We start from the raw sequence: 21,777 nt of genomic DNA on the forward strand, positions 1-21,777 counted from the left end.
AATCCTAGAAGGTCAGGCGAACCCTGACGCCACTTCGAACAGGATGGAATGGCGCGCGGCGAGGGCCGCCACATCAGTCGAATAGCCGCCGCCGATAACGCCGCAGACCGGGATGCCGAGCGCGCGGAAATGACGGATCACCATGTCGTCGCGGGCGCGCAGCCCCTCGTTCGACAGTGACAACCTGCCAAGCCGGTCCTCGGCATGAACGTCGACCCCGGCATTGTAGAAAACGATGTCCCAGCGCGCCTTGGCGGTGAGTTCCGGCAGGACGCCGCCCAAACTTTCGAGATAGGCCGCATCGCCGGTGCCATCGGGCAGAGCGATGTCGAGGTCGGAAGCGATCTTTCGCGTCGGATAGTTGCGGTCGCCATGCATGGAAAAGGTGAACACGCGCCGCTCCTGGCCAACAATATCCGCCGTGCCGTCGCCCTGATGCACGTCGAGATCGACGATCAGGATGTTGCCGGCGGCAGCTTCGGCAAGCAGCACCAGTGAAGCCACGGCAACATCGTTGAAGGTGCAGAAGCCGGCGCCTTGCGCGCGCCGCGCATGATGGCTGCCGCCGGCGGTATTGCAGGCGATGCCGTTCAGCAACGCCAGCCGCGCTGCCAGCACGGTGCCGCCCGTTGCGAGCTGCGCCCTGAGCGAGACGCGCGGGCCCACCGGGAAGCCGATCTCGCGCTCGATTTTTTCAGGCACTTCGCAGGCCAGCACCTGGTCGACATAACCGGCGGCATGGGCAAGCTTCAGCCATGATGCCGGCGCCGGTTCGGGCACGTTGAGAGCGGCGGGGCCGGTCAGTCCGCGCGCGCCCAAGGCTTCCATCAGCAGCTTGTATTTGCTCATGGGGAAGCGATGGTTGACTGCGAAGCCGGTGTCGTAGTCGTGATGATGAACGATCTGCAGGGGCATTTGGGTGGTTTACGGCGGGTGCGCCAGAGGCGGGTTTCGGTTGGCCGTGGCGGGATGAGCGGTTGCGCGGCGTCCGGAATCTGGGCCACATCGGCTGTTCGATCAAGCCACGATGGGAAAGCGGGTCCTGGATCAGGTGTCAGCAGCGGCCAACGGCCGGTCTTTCGTCGTCACCAACCGCTCGGTGCTCGCCATCGCGGTGCCGATGACGCTTGCCTATCTTACGACGCCGCTGCTCGGCGTCGTCGACACGGCCGTGGTCGGGCAGTTGGGCGACGCTGCCCTTCTCGGTGGTCTGGCGGCGGGCGCCCTGGTCTTCGACGTCGTCTTCACCTCCTTCAATTTCCTGCGTTCCGGCACCACAGGCCTCGTCGCCCAGGCGCTCGGACGCGGCGACGAACTGGAGGAACAGGCGGTGTTCTGGCGCGCCGTGCTGATCGCGGTCGTCGCCGGCATTGTGCTTGCCGCACTTGCGCCACTGGTCGCCATCGCCGGACAATGGTTCATGAGCGCCGAGGCGCGCGTCAGCGAGGCGATGGCCGTCTATATCCGCATCAGATTGCTCGCCGCACCGTTCTCGCTGATCAACTACGCCATCCTCGGCTATGTGCTGGGGCGCGGCGAGGGCGGGCTGGGACTGATGCTGCAATTGGTGCTGAACGGCATCAACATTGCGCTCTGCATCCTGCTGGGGCTGGAACTTGGCTGGGGCGTCGCCGGTGTCGCCTGGGCGACCGTCACCGGTGAATTCGTCGCCATGCTGCTTGGCCTGGCGATCATCGGCCGGCGTTTCTGGGCAGCGCCCCGGCTGCCGCGCCATCGCATCCTCGACCTGTCGGCATTCCTGCGCATGATGTCGCTCAACCGTGACATCATGATCCGGTCGTTTTCGCTGCTCGCCGCTTTCGCGCTGTTCACCCGCCAGGGCGCGCAATTCGGCACGGTGACGTTGGCCGCCAACGCGGTGCTGATGAACTTCTTCCTCATCGCCGGCTATTTCCTCGACGGTTTCGCCACGGCAGCCGAACAGCTCGCCGGGCGTGCCGTGGGCGCGCGTGCCGCGATGCAATTCCGGCAGGCGGTGCGGCTGACCCTGTTCTGGGGCTTCGGGCTGGCGGCCACGGCGACGCTTGTCCTTTTGCTGGGCGGTACTGATCTGGTCGCCCTGATCACGACGTCACAAGACGTTCGCGCCGTTGCCGACAACTATCTGGCCTGGGCGGCGTTCACCGCGCTCAGCGGCGTGCTGGCGTTTCAGATGGATGGCGTCTTCATCGGCGCGACCTGGTCGCGCGACATGCGTAACATGATGCTTTTGTCGTTCCTTGTCTTCAGCGCGGCCTTGCTCATCCTGGCGCCGGCCTTCGGTAATCACGGCCTGTGGGCGGCGCTGCACGTCTTCCTGCTGGTGCGCGGCTTCAGCCTGCTTGCCATTTTGCGCGTGCGGGTGCGGACAGCGTTTTAGAGCGGCTTCGGGTTAGAGCGGCTTCGACGCCCATTGATCGAGGCTGGTATCGCGCAACTCGCGCAGCGACTTGAGCCGTTGCATGTCCGCGAACCGGACCATCCCGCCAAGAATGCGGCCCGGTAGTGCCGGCCCAGCATAGATCATGCCGGTGTAGAGCTGGACGAGATCGGCGCCGGCGCGGATCTTTTCCAGCGCCGTCTCAATGGAATCGACGCCGCCGACGCCGATGATGGCGCGGTCCGGGCCAAGCAGTTTGCGCATCTTTGCCAGCACGATGGTCGAGCGCTCGAACAACGGTTTTCCCGAAAGCCCGCCGGTCTCGCCGGCAAGATCGGCGCTGCGCAGCCCCGGCCGCGCGATGGTGGTGTTGGAGACGATGAGGCCGTCTATTGCCTTCTCGGTAACCTCGGCGGCGATATCCTCCAGCTCGGCCTCGACCAGGTCCGGCGCGATCTTGAGGAAGACGGGCGGCTGCGCTGCAGCTGCCGTACGTGCGGCCATGACGCGCGACAGGAGCTCGCCAAGCTGTTCACGGGCCTGCATGTTGCGCAGACCCGGCGTGTTCGGCGAGGAGATGTTGACCGCCAGGTAGCTGGCGGATGGCGCAAACCTGAGAACGCCGCGTTCATAGTCACTGACGCGGTCGGTGCTGTCTTTGTTGGCACCGATATTGACGCCGACGATGCCGGCGCGGCCCTTGCGGGCAGCAAGCCGTTCTTCGGCAGCCTGGTGACCCTCATTGTTGAAGCCCAGCCGGTTGATCACCGCTTCGTCCGATGTCAGCCGGAAGATGCGCGGCTTCGGGTTGCCGGCCTGCGGCCGCGGCGTGATCGTGCCGACCTCGGCAAAGCCGAAGCCGAGGCCAAGCAGCGCATCGGCAACCTCGGCGTTCTTGTCGTAGCCGGCAGCCATGCCGAGCGGATTGGGGAAGTCGATGCCGCAGACGCTGACTTTCAGCCTGTCGTCGCGCACGGGTCTCCCGGCTATCGGCAACCCGCATTTCAGCGCGGCGATCGACAGGCCGTGGGCTGCTTCCGGATCGAATGCGAACAGGAACCTCTGGCCGAGCCGGTCGAGCACGCTCATTCGGCCTCCAGCGTTGGGAATTGGTGCAGGCCATCGGTGCCCAGCGGCAACGGTTGCACCCAGACAACGGCCTTGAGGTCGAGCGGGCCGTAAAGATGCGGGAACAGCGCGCCGCCGCGCGAGACCTCGTATTTCAGCAAATCACCCAGTTTGGCGCCATCGATGGCGACCAGCAGCAGCCCGGTCTGGCCGGCAAAGTGTTTTGTCGCCGTTTCCCTGGCCTGGCCAGCGGTGGAAAAATGGATGAAACCGTCGGCGACATCGATCGGCGCGCCGGTGAAGCGGCCATTTCTTTCGGCCTCGCGCCACAACGCTTCAGGTACTATCTTGTAGATAATCTGAGACATGGTTGCGCTATAGTCCGAACCAACCATACGGGGAAGAGGCAAGCAGGTTCCGGAAAAGTGCCACACAGTTTTTCCGACAAGAATCTGCGTTAAGGCAAAGGCTAGGATTCTTCCCCATTTCCGGCGCAAACATGCGATAAATTGCGCTTACTGGCCCATGGAGGACAATATGCGTCCGCAGCACGTCTTGATTCCCGCAGCGCTCGTCTCGCTCGTCGCGGCATCGGCCTTTTCTGAGGAAGCCGACCGCTACCGGCTGGAAAAGTCGGCCACCGGCTATGTCCGCATGGACACGCAGACCGGTGCGATGTCGATCTGCGAGGAGCGTTCCGGCCAGCTCATCTGCAAGATGGCGGCCGATGAACGCGCCGCCTTCCAGGACGAGATCGACCGGCTGCAGAATTCGGTGAAGGCGCTCGACCAGCGCGTCGTCAAGCTCGAGAACTCGCTTGCCGCCCGCTTTGAGTCGACATTGCCCAGCGAGGAGGATTTCAACAAGACGATGAGCTACATGGAGCGCTTCCTGCGCAGCTTCATGGGTATCGTCAAGGACATGGAAAAGGACAGCGGCGAGGATGGCGCCAAGCCCAATTCACAAAAAACCTGAGCACCATTCACCCGGGGGAACCCGGCGCATAGGCTTGCCGCTTGAAAACGGCTGGTATCGCCGCATAATCGTTCGACTGATCCCGTAAGAAGCAGACAATCATCAAGGGGATTCGGGGAGGGCCATGTGCCGTCAGGCTACACTTTCGTCATCGCTGACGATCATCCGCTTTTTCGCGGCGCGCTGAGAGAGGCGCTTGCCGGCATCGGCAATGTCGCCGGGATTCACGAGGCCGGCGATTTCGAAAGCGCCAAGGCGCTGGTCGTGGCCAATGAGGACGTCGATCTGGTGCTGCTCGACCTGTCCATGCCGGGCGCGAGCGGCCTTTCCGGTCTGATCTCGCTGCGCGGCATCCACCCGACGGTGCCGCTGATGGTGGTGTCGGCGCATGACGATCCGGTGACCATCCGGCGCGCGCTTGATCTCGGCGCTTCGGGTTTCATCTCCAAATCGGCCAGCATGGAGGAAATCCGCAGCGCCGTGCAGTCGGTGCTCGCCGGCGACATCGCCGCGCCCACGGGCATCGATCTCGGCGTCGAGCGCGATCCCGAGATATCCGATCTGATCAAGCGGCTGCAGACGCTGACGCCGCAGCAGACGCGCGTGCTCGGCATGCTGGGCGAAGGGCTGCTCAACAAGCAGATCGCCTACGAACTCGGTGTCTCCGAAGCGACGATCAAGGCGCATGTCTCGGCCATTTTGCAGAAGCTTGGCGTCGACAGCCGCACCCAGGCGGTGATCCTGCTCTCCAAGATCGGCAGCGACCCGCTGCAGGCAGCCAGCTGAGCTAGAGCATTTTGCAGCCAAGTGGAATCACTTGGCGTTGCAGCGGCTAAAACAAATAGATAGAGCGGGGTGCCCGTTCAATTGAACGCATCCCGCTCTAGCATCCTGGTCAACAGAAAGATTATGACCGTTACTCGGCCGCGGACGCCAGCGGCCTGACCCTCGCCATCATCGAGCGCAGCACCGCTGGTTTGAGCGGCTTATTGATCACCGGCACGTCGAGCCTGCCGGCGGTGGCGCGCACCTCGCTCGAGCGGTCGGCGGTGACCAGCACGGCCGGCATGTCCTGGCCGTGGATCGCACGCAGTTTGACGATCGCCTCAAGGCCGGTCTCGCCGTCGAGATGGTAGTCGGCAAGCACGATGTCGGGGCGATGCATGACGGACCCCTCGAGATCCCCCGAGCCGGCAAACGTGTCGACGCTGCAGCCCCAGCCTTCGAGCAGCAGCCGCATGCCGTCGAGGATGCGGGCGTCGTTGTCGATACAGAGCACTCGGAGCCCGGCAAGCGAAGCAGCAGTGCGGACCGGCGCCTTCGCCTCGACCTCGCGCCGCGGCTGCTGCACTGCCGCGACCGGCAGGATGACGGAAAAGCGCGTGCCCTTGCCCGGGCTTGAAAAGATCCGGAGTTCGAGGCGCAAGACGCGAGCGATGCGGTCGACGATGGAAAGGCCGAGCCCGAGGCCGTCAGCTTCGCGAGCACCCTCGTCGAGCCGGGTGAATTCGTGAAAGACCGTGTTCAGCTTGTCGGCGGCAATGCCGATGCCGGTATCGATCACCTGGATCTCGGCCAGTTCTCCGCGACGCCGCACACCGACCAGGATGCGGCCATGGCGGGTGTATTTGATGGCATTGGATACGAGATTTTGGATCAGGCGGCGCAACAGATTGCGGTCAGTCGTCACGCTGAGCGACGATGGCATGATCGTCAGGCTGAGCTTCTTCTCGGCGGCAAGCGGCTGGAAGTCGTTGCCGATCTGGCGCAGCAGTCCGTCCAGGCTGAAGGCCGTATCGTCCGGTTTCATCGCACCAGCGTCGAGACGAGAAATGTCGAGCACCGCACCGAGAATAGTCTCGACCGATTCCAGCGAGGATTCGATGTTGATCGCAGCCTTGCCCGCAGGTCCCTTGCCGGCCTTTTCGATCAGCGACGAGCAATAAAGACGAGCAGCGTTCAGCGGTTGCAGGATGTCATGGCCGGCGGCCGCGAGGAAGCGCGTCTTGCCGAGATTGGCCTCCTCCGCCAGCATCTGCGCCTGGGCCAGCTCCTCGTTCACGCGGGTCAGTTCGACGGTGCGGTTCTTGACGCGCTGTTCGAGCGTTTCATTGGCGCGCTTCAGCGCCAGATCCTGCTCGACGCGTCCGGAGATGTCGGCATAGGTGGCGACGATGCCGCCGTCCGGCATCGGGTTGGAGCGCAATTCCAGGATCCGGCCGCTGGTCTTCAGCTCCATCTGCCACGGGCTGACGAAACTGGTGAGACGGTTGAGCATTGTTATCCGCTGGTCTGCCGGAATGTCGCCACGCTCGGCAAGGTGGCGCAGGATGCGATCGAGCGAGACGCCGACCTGGCCCATTTCGTCGGGCAGGTCGAACAGCGCCCGATATTGGCGGTTCCAGCAGATCAGCCTGAAATCCCTGTCGAAGACGGTGATCCCCTGTTCCATCTGGTCGAGCGCGATCTGCAGCAGGTCGCGGTTGTGCTGCAGCGCCTCGGTGGCGTCGTCGAGCAGGCGGAAGGCGTCCTTGGATTCGCGGTCGTTGCGGCGCAGCAGCAGCGACAGAATCAGCCGCGCCGAGGAGGAACCGACGGCACTTGCCAGAAGCTGCTCGGAGAAGCGGATGACGTCCATGCTGGCCTGCTCGTTGCCGTGCAGCGAAGCGCCGTTGCTCTTTTCGAACGACTGAAAGGACCGTTCGGTGCGTTCGACGCCGAGGTAGCGCGCGATGGTGTCCTTCAGGTCGTTGACGGTAACGGTGGTGCGGAAGCGGCGCAGGCTCGGCATCGGGCTCGCCTCGCGCGGCACGAAAATCGATGCCTGGATGCGCTCCAGCGGCACCGACGCGCGCGACAGCGAGCCGAACACGAAGAACAGCGTGTTGACCGACAGGCTCCACAGGACACCGTGGTTCAGCGGCTCGGCGACGGTGCCGAACAGCGCTTGCGGCCGCAGCGCTTCGAAACCGAACAGGCCGTGGACGACGATGCCGGTATCGGACGCGGCGAGCGAAGGAAGCAGCAGCGTATAGCTCCACACGACGATGCCGGCGACCATGCCGAGTGCCGCCCCCCTCCCATTGGCGCCCCGCCAGATCAGTCCGCCGATCAACGCCGGCGCGAACTGCGCGATCGCGGCGAAGGACATCAGGCCGATAGAGGAGAGCCGCGCGCTGTCGGTGCTCTCGCGATAGTAGAGGAAGGCGATGAACAGCATGATGAAGATCGCCGCACGTCGCACGTTGAGGATGAGCGCTGACCAGTCCTCGTTCTCGGACGTCGTGGTTTTGAGCAGGCGACGCACAAACAGCGGGATGACGAGGTCGTTGGAGATCATGATCGACAGCGCGACGCTTTCGACGATCACCATCGCGGTCGCCGCCGACAGGCCGCCGATGAACGCCGCCATGGCCAACACATCGTGACCGCTGAGCAGCGGCAGCGACAGGACATAGAGGTCGCTGCTGGTCCTGGTGCCGACCAGCGCCAGGCCGGCGAGCGCAATCGGCAGCACGAAAAGGTTGATCGCCACCAGATAGAGCGGAAACACCCATGTCGCGGTGCGCAGCTCGGCCTCGCTGCGGTTCTCGACGATGGTGACGTAGAACTGTCGCGGCAGCATGATGATGGCGAAACCACTCAAACATGTCAGCACCAGCCAGGTGGCGAGCGACGTGCTGTAGCCCATCGCCTGCCGCACTTGCGTATTCTGCGCGAGCTTGTCGACCATATCGCCTGGGCCGCCGAAGATCAGGAAGGTCACCATCAGGCCGATCGCCAGGAAGGCGGCGAGCTTGACCACGGTTTCGACCGCTACTGCCAACACCAGCCCATCCTGATGTTCGGTGGCGTCGGCATGGCGCGTGCCGAACAGAACCGCAAACAGCGCAAGCAGCATGGCGACGACCAGCGAGATGTCGCTGACGAAGGGATCGAAGGAAGGTGGCGAGCCGGTGTAATGCTCGACCATCAGGCTGACCGAGCCGGAAATCGCCTTCAACTGCAGCGCCATATAAGGCACCGCGCCGATCGTCGCGATCAGCGTGGCAATCGCTGCTACGGCAAAACTCTTGCCGTAGCGGGCGCCGAGGAAGTCGGCAATCGAAGTGATCTTCTCTGTCTTGGCCAGCCTGACGATGCGCCGAAGCAGCGGAAAGCCGAACACGAACACCAGCACCGGGCCGATATAGATGCCGAGGAATTCAAGGCCGCGCTCGGAGGAAAGGCCGACCGAACCGAAGAACGTCCAGGAGGTGCAGTAGATCGCCAGGCTGAGCGCATAGATGAAGGGCCGGGCCCGGTCAGGCCCGGATGTCGTTGAGCGCCGGTCGCCGAGGCTGGCGATGACGAACAGCAACGTCACATAGGCGATCGCGATGATGACGATGAACCAGCCCTGCACGGCCCGATAATCCTCCCTGGCCGATTTTGCATCCGGCCTGCTGAGACGCAATCACAGCTTGGCGATCAAGTCCATCGCGGCTTTCGGCGCAGGATGGCGCGGCTTCGGGAATTTTGGCCGGCGGAAACGGTCTTTTGTTCATGCTGCAACCGCAGGTTTTTGCTATTGTGCCGGTGGAGCCAACGAGCGGGCGAGGGCGGCGGCCTGGCCCGTCAGAACAAGGAGGGTCGAATGCTGAAAGAATTCCAGGAATTCATTTCCCGGGGTAATGTCATGGACTTGGCCGTCGCCGTCATCATCGGCGCTGCCTTCAGCAAGATCGTCGATTCACTGGTCAACGACATCATCATGCCGATAATCGGGGCGATTTTCGGCGGACTCGACTTCAACAATTATTTCCTGCCCTTGTCCTCAGCCGTCAACGCCGCATCGCTGGCGGACGCCAAGAAACAGGGCGCAGTCTTCGCCTATGGCAGTTTCATCACCGTCGCGCTGAATTTCATCATCCTCGCCTTCATTATCTTCCTGATGATCAAGGCCGTGAACAATCTACGCAAGCGGCTGGAGCGTGAGAAGCCAGCTGCGCCTGCCGCTCCGCCGCCGGCCGATGTTGCGCTGCTCACCGAAATTCGCGATCTCCTCGCCAGGAAATAATCCGAAGACAGATTCCCTGGACCAAAACCCCGGTCGGTTTCGGCCGGGGTTCTCTATTTTCGTCTGTCGTAAAACACGCTAGCTGTCCAGAAGACGGAAAACGGATCCATCCATGACCCTCATCGAGGATTTGCGCGCCGAGGCTCGGGCTGCGCCGGAAAGCGGCATTGTCGCCGTCATGAACCGCGGCCGCGACCGCGACGGCATGATCCCGCTCTGGGCCGGCGAGGGCGACCTGCCGACGCCCGCCTTCATCACCGATGCCGCTGCCCGGGCACTGGCCGGCGGCGAGACCTTCTATACCTGGCAGAAAGGCATCCCCGAGCTGAGGCAGGCGCTCGCCCGCTATTACGTCAGGCATTTCGGCAAGAGCTTTGCCGAGGAAGAATTCATCGTCACCGGCTCGGGCATGCACGCCATCCAGCTGGCGCTCGACGCCGTCGCCGGGAAGGGGGACGAACTCGTCTATCTATCGCCGGCCTGGCCGAATTTCGCCGCAGCCGCCGGCGTGGCGGGCGCCGTCCCGGTCGCTGTCACGCTCGACCTGTCCGGCAATGGCTGGTCCTGCGACGTCGGCAAGATTGAGGCGGCGATCACGCCAAGGACAAAGGCGCTGTTCGTCAACACACCGTCCAATCCGACCGGCTGGACCGCCGACAGGGAGACGCTGCAAGCGATCCTCGACCTCGCCCGCGAAAAGGGCCTGTGGATCATCGCCGACGAGATCTATTCGCTTTTCCACTACGGCGACAGTCGTGCGCCGTCCTTCATCGACATCATGGCCGACGAAGATCGCATTCTGTTCGTCAACAGTTTTTCCAAGAACTGGGCGATGACCGGCTGGCGCGTCGGCTGGATCAAGACCCATCCTTCGCTGCAGCAGGTGTTCGAGAACCTGGTCCAGTATTCGACCTCAGGTGTTGCCCAGTTCATGCAGCGCGGCGCGGTCGTCGCGCTCGACGAAGGCGATGCCTTCATCGCTGAGCAGGTGGAGCGGGCAAGGGCTGCGCGCGACCTGGTCTGCGGCATCCTGGCTGCGACCGGCAGGGCACGCTTCACCGTGCCGCAGGGCGCGTACTATCTGTTCTTCGCGGTCGACGGCATCACCGATTCACGCGCCGCCGCCTTCGACATCGTCGACCGCGCCAATGTCGGTCTGGCACCCGGAACCGCCTTCGGCCCCGGCGGCGAGGCCTTCCTCAGGCTGTGCTTCCACCGCCGCCTCGACCAGCTCGAGGAAGCGGCGCACCGGCTGGCGAAGTGGATGACGAGTATGTGAGTTGCCTTCGATCCCCGAGTTGAAGCTCGGGGGATCAGCCGCCGGACTTCGGCACCAGCAACGGAATGACGCGGTCGCTTTCCCTCACCGAAGGCCGGCCCGCAGAGCCGTAAGAGATACCCAAAGCATCCCAAGTCTCAACCAGCGCATCCTGAAGTTCCGCGATCAGGTGATCCGAATGGAACGGCGTCGGCGTAATGCGCAGCCGTTCGGTGCCGCGCGGCACGGTCGGGTAGTTGATCGGCTGGATGTAGATGCCGTGGACGCCGAGCAGGCGGTCGCTGGCCATCTTGCAGAGCTCGGGATCGCCGACGAGCAGCGGCACGATGTGGGTAGCGGAGTCCATCACCGGCAGGCCGGCGGCGGTAAGAACCTGCTTGGTTCGCGTCGCCTGGCGCTGCTGCGCGTCGCGTTCGGACTGCGAGCGCTTCAGATGACGGATCGACGTGGTTGCCGCAGCGGCGATGGCCGGCGGCAGCGCAGTGGTGAAAATGAAGCCCGGCGCATAGGAGCGCACGGCATCGATCACCGCATTTGTGCCGGTGATATAGCCGCCGAGCGTGCCGAACGCCTTGGCCAGCGTGCCTTCGATGATGTCGATACGGTCTGCCAGCCCTTCGCGCTCGGTGATGCCGCCGCCGCGCGGTCCGTACATCCCGACGGCATGGACCTCGTCGATATAGGTCATGGCGTTGTAGCGCTCGGCAAGATCGACGATCTGCTTGATCGGCGCGATGTCACCATCCATCGAATAGACGCTCTCGAAGACGATCAGCTTGGCGCGTTCGCGGCCCGCCGCCTGCAGCAGGCTTTCAAGATGCGCAACGTCGTTGTGACGAAAGATCTTCTTCTCGGCGCCCGAACGCCGCACGCCCTCGATCATCGAGGCGTGGTTCAACTCGTCCGAAACGATGAGGCAGTTGGGCAGAAGCCGCGCAATGGTCGAAATCGAGGCTTCGTTGGAGACGAAGCCGGAGGTGAAGACGAGTGCGGCTTCCTTGTCGTGCAGGTCGGCCAGTTCCAGTTCGAGCTCGACGAGCGGATTGCTGGTGCCGGAGATGTTGCGGGTGCCACCGGCACCAGATCCCATCTTGCCGGCGGCGTTCTGCATCGCGGCGATGACGTCTGGGTGCTGGCCCATGCCGAGATAGTCGTTGGAGCACCAGACGGTGATTTCCTGGGCACGGCCGTTGGCACGCCAGATGGCGCGCGGGAATTTCCCAACAATGCGCTCGAGGTCGGCGAAGATGCGGTAGCGACGCTCTGCATGGAGCTGGTCGATCGCGTCTTCGAAGAACCGCTGATAGTTCATTTCGGCTTCCCAATTTTTGCGTGGGATCATAATCATTGCCCTATTCGACGTCTACTTGGCCTTTTTGGTCAAAATGCCACGCCCAAAGCCTGTTCCTAACGACCATGGATCATGGCCTATTCCCTTGATGTGGATCAATTTTGTTTCAGGACGATGCCATGCGCCGACGAGACTGGTTACCGCAGACACTGATGGGCATGGACTAATGGCCTAGCGGCAGGCTTTTCAGTAAGGCGGGTGTTGAGACAGTTTCCGATAAATCTTGAGCAGCGAGGACACGGATGACGGTTTTGGTGACAGGCGGTGCCGGCTATATCGGCAGCCATATGGTCTGGGAGCTGCTGGACGCGGGCGACAGCGTCGTTGTCCTCGACCGGCTTTCGACCGGGTTCGAGTGGGCCGTGGCCCCCGAGGCAAAGCTCGTCGTCGGCGATGTCGCCGACAAGGAATTGGTCGGTTCGATCATCCGAGACAATCATATCGATGCGATCATCCATTTTGCCGGCTCCATCGTGGTTCCCGAATCGGTTGCCGACCCGCTCGGTTATTACGAGAACAACACCTGCAAGACGCGCACGCTGATCGAGACCGCAGTGCGCGAAGGCGTGCCCAATTTCATCTTCTCCTCGACCGCCGCCGTCTATGGCGGTGCCGGGCTGGAGCCGGTGGGTGAAGATGCCCGCCTTGCACCGGAATCGCCCTACGGCCTGTCCAAGCTGATGAGCGAATGGATGCTGCGCGACGCTGCAATTGCCTATGGTTTGCGCTATACGGCGCTGCGCTACTTCAACGTCGCCGGCGCCGACCCGAAGGGCCGCACCGGCCAGTCGACGCCTGGCGCCACGCATCTGATCAAGGTCGCCTGCGAGACGGCGCTCGGCAAGCGACCCCTTATGCAGGTGTTCGGCACCGACTATCCGACGCCAGACGGCACCTGCATGCGCGACTATATCCATGTCAGCGATCTGGCGGTGGCGCATCGGCTGGCGCTGGAACGCCTGCGCGCCGGCGGGACAAGTCTCGTCGCCAATTGCGGCTACAGCCACGGCTATTCGGTGCTCGAGGTGATCGACAGCGTGCGGCGCGTCTTTGGTCATGATTTCAAGGTGCGGATGGGCGAGCGCCGTCCGGGCGACGCCGCAGCGGTAGTCGCTAATTCGGAGCTGGCGCGCCGCGAACTCGGCTGGACGCCGCAGCGCGACGACCTCGACCTGATCGTCGCCGACGCGCTGGCCTGGGAGCGCATTCTGACCGGCAAGAATTCGTCGCGGGGCTGAGACCAAGTTCTTAGCTCGAAAGCTCCACGCAGAAGCGCTATTGAAGGAGCTGCGCGGCGCAGCGTAGGCGCATTTGGCCGCGTGTGACATTGGGGGGCGGCATGAGAATATTGGTGCTCGGAGCCGGTGTGGTCGGCACGGCGGCCGCCTATTATCTGGCGAGCGACGGCCACGAGGTGACCGTCATCGAGCGCCATCCGATGGCGGCGCGCGGCACCAGCCAATCGAATGCCGGGCTGGTGTCGCCGGGCGACGCCACCGCCTGGGCCTCGCCCGCTGCGCTGAAGACGTTCCTGCGCGCGCTTTACAACCACGATCTCGGCATCAAGGTGCGGCTGCGCTTCGATCCCTATTTCTTCGCCTGGAGCCTGCGCTTCCTGCGCCAGTGCACGCGAGCGCGCCTGCGCGCCAACACCGATATCAAGCTGCGCCTGGCGTTTTATTCGCGCGACTGCATCAATGCCATCTCCGCGGACACCGGCATTCACTACGACGAGCGAAAAAAGGGCATTCTCTATTTCTTCCGCTCGCAGCAGAGTCTTGATACCGGCACCGACAATTACCGCTATCTCGCCGAGCACGGTCTGCCGATCGAGATCGTCGGCCGCGACCGGCTGGTCGAGCTAGAGCCCGGGCTTGCCGGGGCCAAGGATAAGATCGCCGGCGGCGTCTATTCTCCGATCGACCAGACCGGCGACTCCAGCCAATTCACGCAGAACCTCGCTGCCTATGCCGCCCAGAAATTCGGCGTGCAATTTCTCTACGGCACGACGGTCGAAGGCCTCGACATTGAAGGCGATCGGGTGCGCGCGGTGATGACCTCGGCCGGTCCGGTCGCTGGCGACGCCGTCGTCATATCAATGGGACCTGAAAGCGGCCTGCTCGGTCGCCGCTACGGCCTCGATCTGCCGGTCTATCCGGTCAAGGGCTACACCGCGACCGTGCAACTGGAGGACGAGAGCAAGGGGCCGACCATGGGCGGCGCCGACGAGGATCAGCTCATCGGCTATTCCAGGCTCGGCAACCGGCTGCGGCTCGCTTCGACAGCCGAGTTCACCGGCTTCGACCGCACCCACAAGCCGAGCGATTTCGCCGCCATGTTTAGGACTGGCAACGATCTGTTCCCGGGTGCCTTCGACGAGAACAAGGCCGAGCTCTGGGCCGGCTTGCGGCCGATGATGCCAAACTCGGTGCCGGTCATCGGCCAGGCGCGCTACAGGAATCTGTACCTCGACACCGGCCACGGCCATGTCGGCTGGACAATGGCCTGCGGTTCCGGAAGATTCCTTGCCGATGTGGTCGCCGGCCGCAGGCCGGAGATCGACCCGCAAGGGCTGGTCTACAAAGGCTAGATCATGTCCGGACCGCAAGTCGCCATCGACCTTGGCCGCATCGAGCGCAATGCGCGCACGATCGTCGACCGCTGCGCCCTGTCCGGCATCAAGGTCTTCGGCGTCACCAAGGGAACTTGCGGCATGCCGCAGGTGGCGCGAGCCATGCTCCGTGGCGGCGTCGCCGGCATCGCTGAATCGCGCTTCGAAAACATCCGCCGCCTGCGCGACAGCGGCATCAATGCGCCGATCATGCTGCTGCGCAGCCCGCCGATGGCGCGCGTCGAGGAGGTGGTCCGCACCGTCGACATCAGCCTGCAATCCGAACTCGCCACCATCCGCGAGCTGTCGCGTATCGCCGCGCGCATGGGCCGCGTCCACGACATCATGCTGATGATCGATCTTGGCGACCTCAGGGAAGGCATCTGGCCGAACGATCTCGTGCCCACTGTCGAGCAGATACTGGCACTCAAGGGCGTGCGCATCGCCGGCATCGGCACCAATCTCGGCTGCTTCGGCGCCATCATGCCGACGGAGGAAAATCTCGGGCAACTTGTCGCCCATGCCTACAAGGCCGAGCGTCTGTCCGGCGCAAGGCTCGACTGGATATCAGGCGGGGCGTCATCGTCGCTGACGCTGCTGCTCGAAGGCAGGCTGCCCGCCGGCATCAACAATCTGCGGGTCGGCGAAGCAATTTTGCAGGGTGGCGTCGAAAGCTTCCGCGAGACGCCGTGGGCCGAACTGGAACCCGATGCCTGCCGCCTGACCAGCGACATCATCGAGGTCAAGCTGAAGCCGTCGCGGCCGATCGGCCAATCCGGCTACGACGCTTTCGGCAACCAGCCGGTGTTTCCCGACGAGGGCGACAGGTTGCGCGCCATCGCCAATATCGGCCGCGAGGACGTTTTGATCGAAGGTTTGACGCCGATTGCCAAGGGCGTGCGGGTGCTCGGCGGCTCCAGCGATCATCTGCTCCTCGATGTAACCGACGCCAACCCGCCACCCGCCGTCGGCGACCGTGTCGCCTTCCGCATGAGCTATGGCGCCATGCTGTTGGCGATGACCTCGGAATATGTCGAAAAGGCCCCGATGCACGATGTCGAGGATTTCTCCGGCCGCAAGATGGTGCAGATCACAGCCGAACCAGCGGCCGCCGGCATCCTCGCCAGGGAAGCGACCGGCGCCCGGCTGGAGGCGATGAATTTCGATGTCGTCGAGCTGGCCGATATCGACCGGCCGCCATCCGGCCTGGTCCGACTCACCGCCGGGAGTGATCGGCGCATCGCCCACAAGGCGCTGACGATGACCGCGCGGGCGACACACTCGTTTGGCCTGATCTGGATCGATTCCATCGCTGCGCTGATGCCCGAGGACGAGGACGGTATCGATCTGCCGGAACGCTCGGTGCTGGCGCGGGCGCTCGGCCTCGATCACAAGCCCGGCGCGCTGCAGCCGCAACTGTCGCCGGAAAACGTCGTCGTCGTCGGGCTGCGCCATGCCGATCCGGCCGAAGCCCGGGTGCTGAAGGATTCGCGCGTCTCCGCCTTCACCATGACCGACATCGACGCCATGGGCATGCGCGACCTGATGCACGAGGCGATCCGCATCGCCACCTCCGGCACGCAAGGCTTCCATGTCAGCTATTCGCCTGAGGTGACCGAATTCGCCGGCTGGGCGGCCGGCTCCGGCGGCATCACGGTGCGCGAAACGCATCAGGCGATGGAGGCCATCGCGCTGTCCGGCGGGCTGTTGTCGATGGATGTTTCCGGCCTGACAGAAGGTTTGGAACCGCGGATTGCGATAGACACCGTCAACTTCGTCATGTCGGCTTTCGGCAAGCGGATTTTGTGATCAGCCCCGCGCGTCGACCGCCGCGCGCCATGAGCGCGCATAATCCGCCCAGGCTGGGTCGGCCGGCGGTTCCATCCCTTCGCATTTGCCTTGGACCGTTCTTTGGTCCGACGCCAGCAAGGCAGCGCCGATGCTGGTCCCGGTCGCAGCCTCGGACGCAATGACGGCACGCGCCGTCGCTGCAGCCAGCATCTGCGTGAAAAGCCGGTTGCGGGCGAACGGGCCCTCGACGATGATCGGACCGTCGGCACCGATCAGATCGAGGCAGGTCGCGGTCATCAGCGCCAGGTAGAAAGAGATGGCGGCAAAGCGCTGGCCGTTGTTGATGCCGTCGGCGTCGAGCCATGCGGCGGTGTGATGCGGGAACGGCCCCGAACCTTGTTGGGTCGAAGGCAGCAGGGATGTCTTCCCAGCGAGCACTGTGGCGACATCCTCTTCGGTCCAGCCGTCCGATTGGCCTTCCGTCAGCCGTGAAAATTCGCGACCCCCCATGAAGCGCGCCGATGGCACCGGATCACCGAGCGCATTGACGTTGACCAGCGTGTCGCGCGCCGGATCGAGCGCGATCTTGTTGCCGCCGACGGCCATCGACACCACCCAGGTGCCGGTCGAGACGACCGAGAAGGGCGGTCTGTCGGACAGGAGATGCGGCAGCAGCGAGGCATTGGAATCATGCAAGCCGCAAAACACCGCCGTCTGCGGATCGAGCCCGGTTCCCTTGGCAAGGGCGGGCAAGATTGGGCCAAGGCGGTCCTTGGCCGGCCGCACCGGCGCCATCAGGCCGCGCCATTGCATCCGGTCGACGAGTGACGAAAAATCCGCTTTCCATGGGTTCCAGAGATCGGTGTGGCAGCCGAGCGAGGTCACCTCGTTGGCGGCGACGCCGGTGAGGCGAAAAGCCCAGTATTGCGGATACATCAGGATCGCGGCGGCCTCGGCGAACTCCGCCGGGAAGTTCCTCTGCTGCCAGAAAAACTGCGCGCCGAGATTGAGGCCGACCGGCAGGCGCGGCGTGCCCGTCTCGGCAAAGGTCGGGCGGATCGCGTCATAGTCCTGGGCAAGGGCGTCGGGCCCGGTGAATTCATAGTCGAGCACCGGCAGCGCCAGCTCGCCGGCAGCGTCCACCAGCACGCCCGTCGCGCCATGGGTGGTGATCGATATCGCGTCGATGCGCTGTTCGCGATTAATCCCGGCGAGGCTGTCGACGATGAACGACCACAGAAGCTCGACATCGTGGTGCGGGTAGGGACCGTCGGCAACGGGCGCATTCGCCATGCGGCGCAGCGCGACTTCGCGCATGTCGGCGAGATCGACCAGCGCTACCTTGGCATTGGTCTTGCCGATATCGATCACGGCGACGTGGTGTGTCATTCCATATGGAACATGGTTTCCAGCGGCACCGCCACCGGCTCGTTATCAGGCTTGGTCTCTATGATGTCGGCCATTTCAGCCCACCAGCGCTGTATCACTGAGTGCTTCGGCAATTCATCCATGCCGTGGTCGTCACGCCGCCACAGCACGCCGAACAAGGTGTTGGTCTCTTCGTCGAGATGGATCGAATAGTCGAAAACGCCTGCCTGCTTCAACAGCGCCACCAGCGACGGCCAGATGTCGTCATGGCGCCTTTTGTATTCGGCCTTCATGCCCGGATTGAGCTTCATCTTGAACGCGTATTTTTCGGCCATCAGGTGAAACGCTCCCGACGCACCCGCCGCCAGACGATCGGCAGCGCGATGACGATGATCAGTAGCAGGCCGATGAAGATCGACATGACGATGCCGGGCACGTTGAGCAGCCCCAAGCCAAAAGTCACCAGCCCCATGATGAAGGCGGCGAGCACGACACCCAGAATGCTGCCGGCGCCGCCCAGGATGCTGACGCCACCAAGCACCACCATGGTGATGACTTCCAATTCGTAGCCTTGCGCGATCGATGGTCGGGTCGAGCCGAGCCGCGAGGTGATCAGCACCGAGGCGATGCCGGCCATCAAGCCGGTCAGGCAGAACAGGATGAACTTGATGCGGCCGACGCGCACGCCTGAAAACTGCGCCGCAACCGGGTTGTTGCCGATGGCGAAGACGCGGCGGCCGAAGCTCGTCCGGTGCAGTAGGAACCAGTAGACGACCGCCGCGACGAGGAGCAGCGTCAGTTCGAACGACACCACCCACCAGACATAGCCTTGGCCGAAGAAGGCGAAGCTCGGGGGATAGCCCTTGTAGGCCTGGTCGCCGAGGACGATGAAGGCGATGCCGCGAAACAGGCTCATCGTGCCGATGGTAACGACGATCGACGGCAATCCCAGCCTGGTGACGAGCAGCCCGTTAAAGGCGCCGCAGCCAAGCCCGACCACGATGCCGATCGCCACCAGCACCGGCGTGCCGGCGCCGGCCTGCACCGCCATGCCCATCATCGTCGAGGCCAGCGCAATGATGGCGGCGACCGACAGGTCGATCTCGCCGGAAATGATCAGCAGCGCCATGGCAAGCGCGATCAGCGCCTTCTCGGTGAAGTTGAAGGTCAGGTCAGACAGCGACCACGCGTCGAGGAAATAGGGCGAGGCGAAGCTGTTGACGGCAAAGATGGCGACTGCCACCGCGACCAGCAGCGCCTCCCATGAGAGGATCGCCGCGTTGAGCGGCTTGTCGAGCCGGTTGGGAATGTGGCGTGGGGCTGGGGTGTCGGTCATGCCGCTTCCGCCTTTTTGAGGATGATGCGGCCTTGCCGGCGTTCGCCGCGCGCATTGAGCACCACGGCCAGGATGATGGCGCTGCCCGAAATCGCCATCTGCCAGAAGGGCGAGATGTTGATGACCGGCAGCGCATTGGAGATGATGCCGAGGAACAGCGCACCGAGCACTGCGCCGCCGACCGAGCCGATGCCGCCGGCGATCGAGATGCCGCCGATGACGCAGGCGGCGATGATGTTGAGCTCGTAGCCATTGGCGACCTCGACCGAGGCGATGACGTAGCGCGAAATCCAGAGATAACCGCAGAGACCGGCGGCCATCCCCGAGATGCAGAAGACGATGAACTTGGTGCGGCCGACATCGATGCCGGCATAGACCGACGCCGTCGGATTGACGCCGATGGCGTAGATCGAGCGGCCGAGCGCGGTGCGCGTCATCACGAGGAAGAACAAGGCGATGACCAATATGGCGATCCACGACAGGACCGGGATGCCGAGAAAGGCCGCGCGCTGCAGGCCGATGAACTCAGGGCTCATCTGGTCGGCATTGACCCAGGCGCCGCCGGAGATGACGAAGGTGGCGCCGCGGTAGATGGTCAGCGTGCCGAGCGTCACCACGATTGACGGGATGTTCAGCCGCCATACCAGCAGGCCGTTGATCACGCCGAGCACCAGTCCGACTAGCAGTGCGATGACGATCAGCAGCGGGATCGGGATTGCCGGATGCGCGGCGTTCAGCATCGCCACTACCATGCCGGTGAAGCAGAGATTGGACGCCATCGACAGGTCGATCGAGCGGGTCAGAATGACAACCATCTGACCCAGCGCCAGGATCATCAGGATCGAGGTGTCGTTGAACACCTGGCGCAGATTGGCCGGATTGGCAAAGCCCGGAAAGCGCATCGAGATCAGCCCGATCAGCACGATGATGGCGGCGAGAAGCCAGACTTCGCGATATCTAGGAAGAGCCTTCATGCTGCGATCCCCGCTGCCGTCTTGACCAGCGTTTCCGCGTCGAGCCCCTTGTTGTCGTAGACCGAAGCAATGCGGCCCTCGCGCATGACGACGACGCGGTCGGACATGCCGAGGATCTCGGGCAGTTCGGACGACACCATGATCACCGACAGGCCCTGCGCGACAAGCTCGGCCATGAAGCCGTGCACGGCGGCCTTGGAGCCGATGTCGATGCCCTTGGTCGGCTCGTCGAGGATGATCACTTTGGGGGCTGTCGCCAGCCATTTGGCGATGACGATCTTCTGCTGGTTGCCGCCCGACAGCGTGCCGACATCCTGGCTGAGCGACGAGGCGCGCAAATCGAGCCGCTCGGTGTAGGAACGGGCCAGTGCGAACTCCTCGGCCAGCCGCAACACGCCTGATTTGGACGTCCGCTTGAGTGAGGGGAGCGAGATATTCTGGAAGATCGGCAGGCCGATCACCACGCCTTGCTTGCCGCGCTCTTCCGGCACATAGACGATGCCGGCGTCGATCGAATCCGCTGCCGATTTCGGCACGATTGTCTTGCCTTCCAGCGTGATTGTGCCGCTGCTGGTGCGGGTGATGCCTGATATCGCCTGCATCACCTCGCTGCGGCCGGCGCCCACAAGGCCGTAGAACCCGAGGATTTCGCCCTTGTGCAGCTCGAAGCCGATGTCGTCGAACTCGGTCGGATGCGACAGGCCGGAGACAGTGAGCACTGGCGCGCCGATCTCGGCCGTCCGCTGCGGAAAAATGTGATCGACGGCGCGGCCGACCATCATGCGCACGATCTGGCTCTGGCCGGCATCCCTGATCAGGCCTTCGCCGACCATTTCGCCGTCGCGGAACACCGTATAGCGGTCGGCAATGCGGTAGATCTCGTCGAACTTGTGGCTGATGAACAGGATCGCCTTGCCTTCGCTCTTCAGGAATTCGATGAGCAAAAAGAGCTCCTCGATCTCCTTCAGCGACAGCGCTGCGGTCGGCTCGTCCATGATGACGATCTGGGCGTCGATCGACATGGCGCGGGCGACTGCCACGAGGTGCTTGTTGGCGATACCGAGGTCCTTCAGCCGCGCATCGGCGTCAATGTGGCCGGCACCCATGGTGTTCAATACTTCACGGGCATTCTTGCGCATGGTGCGCCAGTCGATGGTGCCGAAGCGCGACCGCGGCGCATGGCCGAGAAAGATATTCTCGGCCACCGTCAGGTCGTCGAACAGCACGGTTTCCTGGTGGATGGCGGTGATGCCGTGCCCGAAGGCGGCATGAGCGCTGGGCAAGGTGACGGCCTGGCCATCGATGCTGATGGTGCCCGCATCGGGCTGGTAGATGCCGGTCATGATTTTGACCAGCGTCGACTTGCCGGCGCCGTTCTCGCCGATCAGCGCGGTCACCTGGCCGGGATAGAGCGACAGGCTGACATCATGCAGCGCGCGCACGCCGGGAAAACTCTTCGAGATACCGGACAGGGTCAGCCGCGGAGCCGGAGCCAAAGGCTGCTCGGTCGTCGGGTTGAGTTGGGCTGTCGTGTCCATAGTCGTATCAAGCCCTGCAGCAGGTCCGTTTGAGGACGCGGCGGAAC

General features: G+C 63.6%; 18 protein-coding genes. 8 read left to right on the top strand and 10 right to left on the bottom strand.

From position 1 onward, the window contains the following. Nucleotides 1-12 precede the first annotated feature (12 nt). On the bottom strand, nt 13-915 hold the full coding sequence (locus ACWUKX_RS00840) for a histone deacetylase family protein (protein WP_456002976.1): 903 nt from the start codon (nt 913-915) through the stop codon (nt 13-15). Nucleotides 916-1,027: 112 nt separating this feature from the next. On the opposite strand from ACWUKX_RS00840, the gene ACWUKX_RS00845 reads away from it, so the two are divergent. After that, complete coding sequence (locus tag ACWUKX_RS00845) at nt 1,028-2,380, top strand: MATE family efflux transporter (protein ID WP_456002978.1); 1,353 nt, start codon at nt 1,028-1,030, stop codon at nt 2,378-2,380. 12 nt (nt 2,381-2,392) lie between these two features. On the opposite strand, the gene ACWUKX_RS00850 is transcribed toward ACWUKX_RS00845, so the two are convergent. Both ACWUKX_RS00850 and ACWUKX_RS00855 read right to left on the bottom strand, forming a co-directional pair. Further along, the gene (locus tag ACWUKX_RS00850) at nt 2,393-3,469 is read right to left on the bottom strand and encodes a quinone-dependent dihydroorotate dehydrogenase (protein WP_456002980.1); all 1,077 of its coding nucleotides are present in this window, start codon (nt 3,467-3,469) and stop codon (nt 2,393-2,395) included. Further along, nucleotides 3,466-3,816 carry a DUF952 domain-containing protein gene (locus tag ACWUKX_RS00855; RefSeq protein ID WP_455838422.1) on the bottom strand — a complete coding sequence of 117 codons (351 nt, stop codon included), beginning with the start codon at nt 3,814-3,816 and terminating at the stop codon, nt 3,466-3,468. The genes ACWUKX_RS00850 and ACWUKX_RS00855 overlap by 4 nt, the downstream gene beginning before the upstream one ends. Before the next feature lie 169 nt (nt 3,817-3,985). Between ACWUKX_RS00855 and ACWUKX_RS00860 the strand changes: the two genes are divergently transcribed. Both ACWUKX_RS00860 and ACWUKX_RS00865 read left to right on the top strand, forming a co-directional pair. Next, entirely contained in the window at nt 3,986-4,423 is a 438-nt protein-coding gene (locus ACWUKX_RS00860; RefSeq protein ID WP_455838423.1) for a hypothetical protein, read from the top strand. A 126-nt stretch (nt 4,424-4,549) separates the two neighbouring features. Further along, nucleotides 4,550-5,209, top strand: a complete 660-nt coding sequence (locus ACWUKX_RS00865) for a response regulator transcription factor (protein ID WP_456002982.1) — start codon at nt 4,550-4,552, stop codon at nt 5,207-5,209. Between the two features lie 130 nt (nt 5,210-5,339). Here the strand turns inward: ACWUKX_RS00865 and ACWUKX_RS00870 are convergent, their stop codons facing one another. Next, nucleotides 5,340-8,828 (bottom strand): PAS domain-containing hybrid sensor histidine kinase/response regulator, encoded by a 3,489-nt coding sequence (locus ACWUKX_RS00870; RefSeq protein WP_456002984.1) that lies wholly within the window; start codon nt 8,826-8,828, stop codon nt 5,340-5,342. A gap of 231 nt (nt 8,829-9,059) precedes the next feature. Between ACWUKX_RS00870 and mscL the strand changes: the two genes are divergently transcribed. Together mscL and ACWUKX_RS00880 are read left to right on the top strand one after the other, a co-directional pair. Next, nucleotides 9,060-9,482 carry a large conductance mechanosensitive channel protein MscL gene (mscL, locus tag ACWUKX_RS00875; protein ID WP_456002986.1) on the top strand — a complete coding sequence of 141 codons (423 nt, stop codon included), beginning with the start codon at nt 9,060-9,062 and terminating at the stop codon, nt 9,480-9,482. A gap of 112 nt (nt 9,483-9,594) precedes the next feature. Further along, complete coding sequence (locus ACWUKX_RS00880; RefSeq protein ID WP_456002988.1) at nt 9,595-10,761, top strand: pyridoxal phosphate-dependent aminotransferase; 1,167 nt, start codon at nt 9,595-9,597, stop codon at nt 10,759-10,761. A 34-nt stretch (nt 10,762-10,795) separates the two neighbouring features. Here ACWUKX_RS00880 and hemA read toward each other — a convergent pair whose 3' ends face one another. Then, nucleotides 10,796-12,073, bottom strand: a complete 1,278-nt coding sequence (hemA, locus tag ACWUKX_RS00885; RefSeq protein ID WP_456002990.1) for a 5-aminolevulinate synthase — start codon at nt 12,071-12,073, stop codon at nt 10,796-10,798. 281 nt (nt 12,074-12,354) lie between these two features. On the opposite strand from hemA, the gene galE reads away from it, so the two are divergent. The 3 genes from galE to ACWUKX_RS00900 all read left to right on the top strand — a co-directional run bounded on the left by galE (nt 12,355) and on the right by ACWUKX_RS00900 (nt 16,532). Beyond that, entirely contained in the window at nt 12,355-13,350 is a 996-nt protein-coding gene (gene galE / locus ACWUKX_RS00890) for a UDP-glucose 4-epimerase GalE (RefSeq protein WP_456002992.1), read from the top strand. 101 nt (nt 13,351-13,451) lie between these two features. Continuing rightward, nucleotides 13,452-14,702, top strand: coding sequence for a D-amino acid dehydrogenase (locus ACWUKX_RS00895; RefSeq protein ID WP_456002994.1), 1,251 nt, complete (start codon nt 13,452-13,454; stop codon nt 14,700-14,702). 3 nt (nt 14,703-14,705) lie between these two features. Beyond that, nucleotides 14,706-16,532, top strand: coding sequence for an alanine racemase (locus ACWUKX_RS00900; protein WP_456002996.1), 1,827 nt, complete (start codon nt 14,706-14,708; stop codon nt 16,530-16,532). On the opposite strand, the gene ACWUKX_RS00905 is transcribed toward ACWUKX_RS00900, so the two are convergent. The 5 genes from ACWUKX_RS00905 to ACWUKX_RS00925 are packed head-to-tail and all read right to left on the bottom strand — an operon-like array spanning nt 16,533 to nt 21,730. Next, a complete protein-coding gene (locus tag ACWUKX_RS00905) occupies nt 16,533-17,903 on the bottom strand; it encodes an FGGY-family carbohydrate kinase (protein ID WP_456002998.1) in 1,371 nt (456 codons plus the stop codon). Continuing rightward, entirely contained in the window at nt 17,900-18,217 is a 318-nt protein-coding gene (rhaM, locus tag ACWUKX_RS00910; protein WP_456003000.1) for an L-rhamnose mutarotase, read from the bottom strand. The genes ACWUKX_RS00905 and rhaM overlap by 4 nt, the downstream gene beginning before the upstream one ends. Next, complete coding sequence (locus ACWUKX_RS00915) at nt 18,217-19,218, bottom strand: ABC transporter permease (RefSeq protein ID WP_456003002.1); 1,002 nt, start codon at nt 19,216-19,218, stop codon at nt 18,217-18,219. Before ACWUKX_RS00915 ends, rhaM begins: the two co-directional genes overlap by 1 nt. Next, nucleotides 19,215-20,192 carry an ABC transporter permease gene (locus ACWUKX_RS00920; protein WP_456003004.1) on the bottom strand — a complete coding sequence of 326 codons (978 nt, stop codon included), beginning with the start codon at nt 20,190-20,192 and terminating at the stop codon, nt 19,215-19,217. The genes ACWUKX_RS00915 and ACWUKX_RS00920 overlap by 4 nt, the downstream gene beginning before the upstream one ends. Beyond that, the gene (locus ACWUKX_RS00925) at nt 20,189-21,730 is read right to left on the bottom strand and encodes a sugar ABC transporter ATP-binding protein (RefSeq protein WP_456003005.1); all 1,542 of its coding nucleotides are present in this window, start codon (nt 21,728-21,730) and stop codon (nt 20,189-20,191) included. Before ACWUKX_RS00925 ends, ACWUKX_RS00920 begins: the two co-directional genes overlap by 4 nt. Nucleotides 21,731-21,777: the final 47 nt, after the last annotated feature.

This window comes from Mesorhizobium sp. f-mel, from assembly GCF_053850215.1.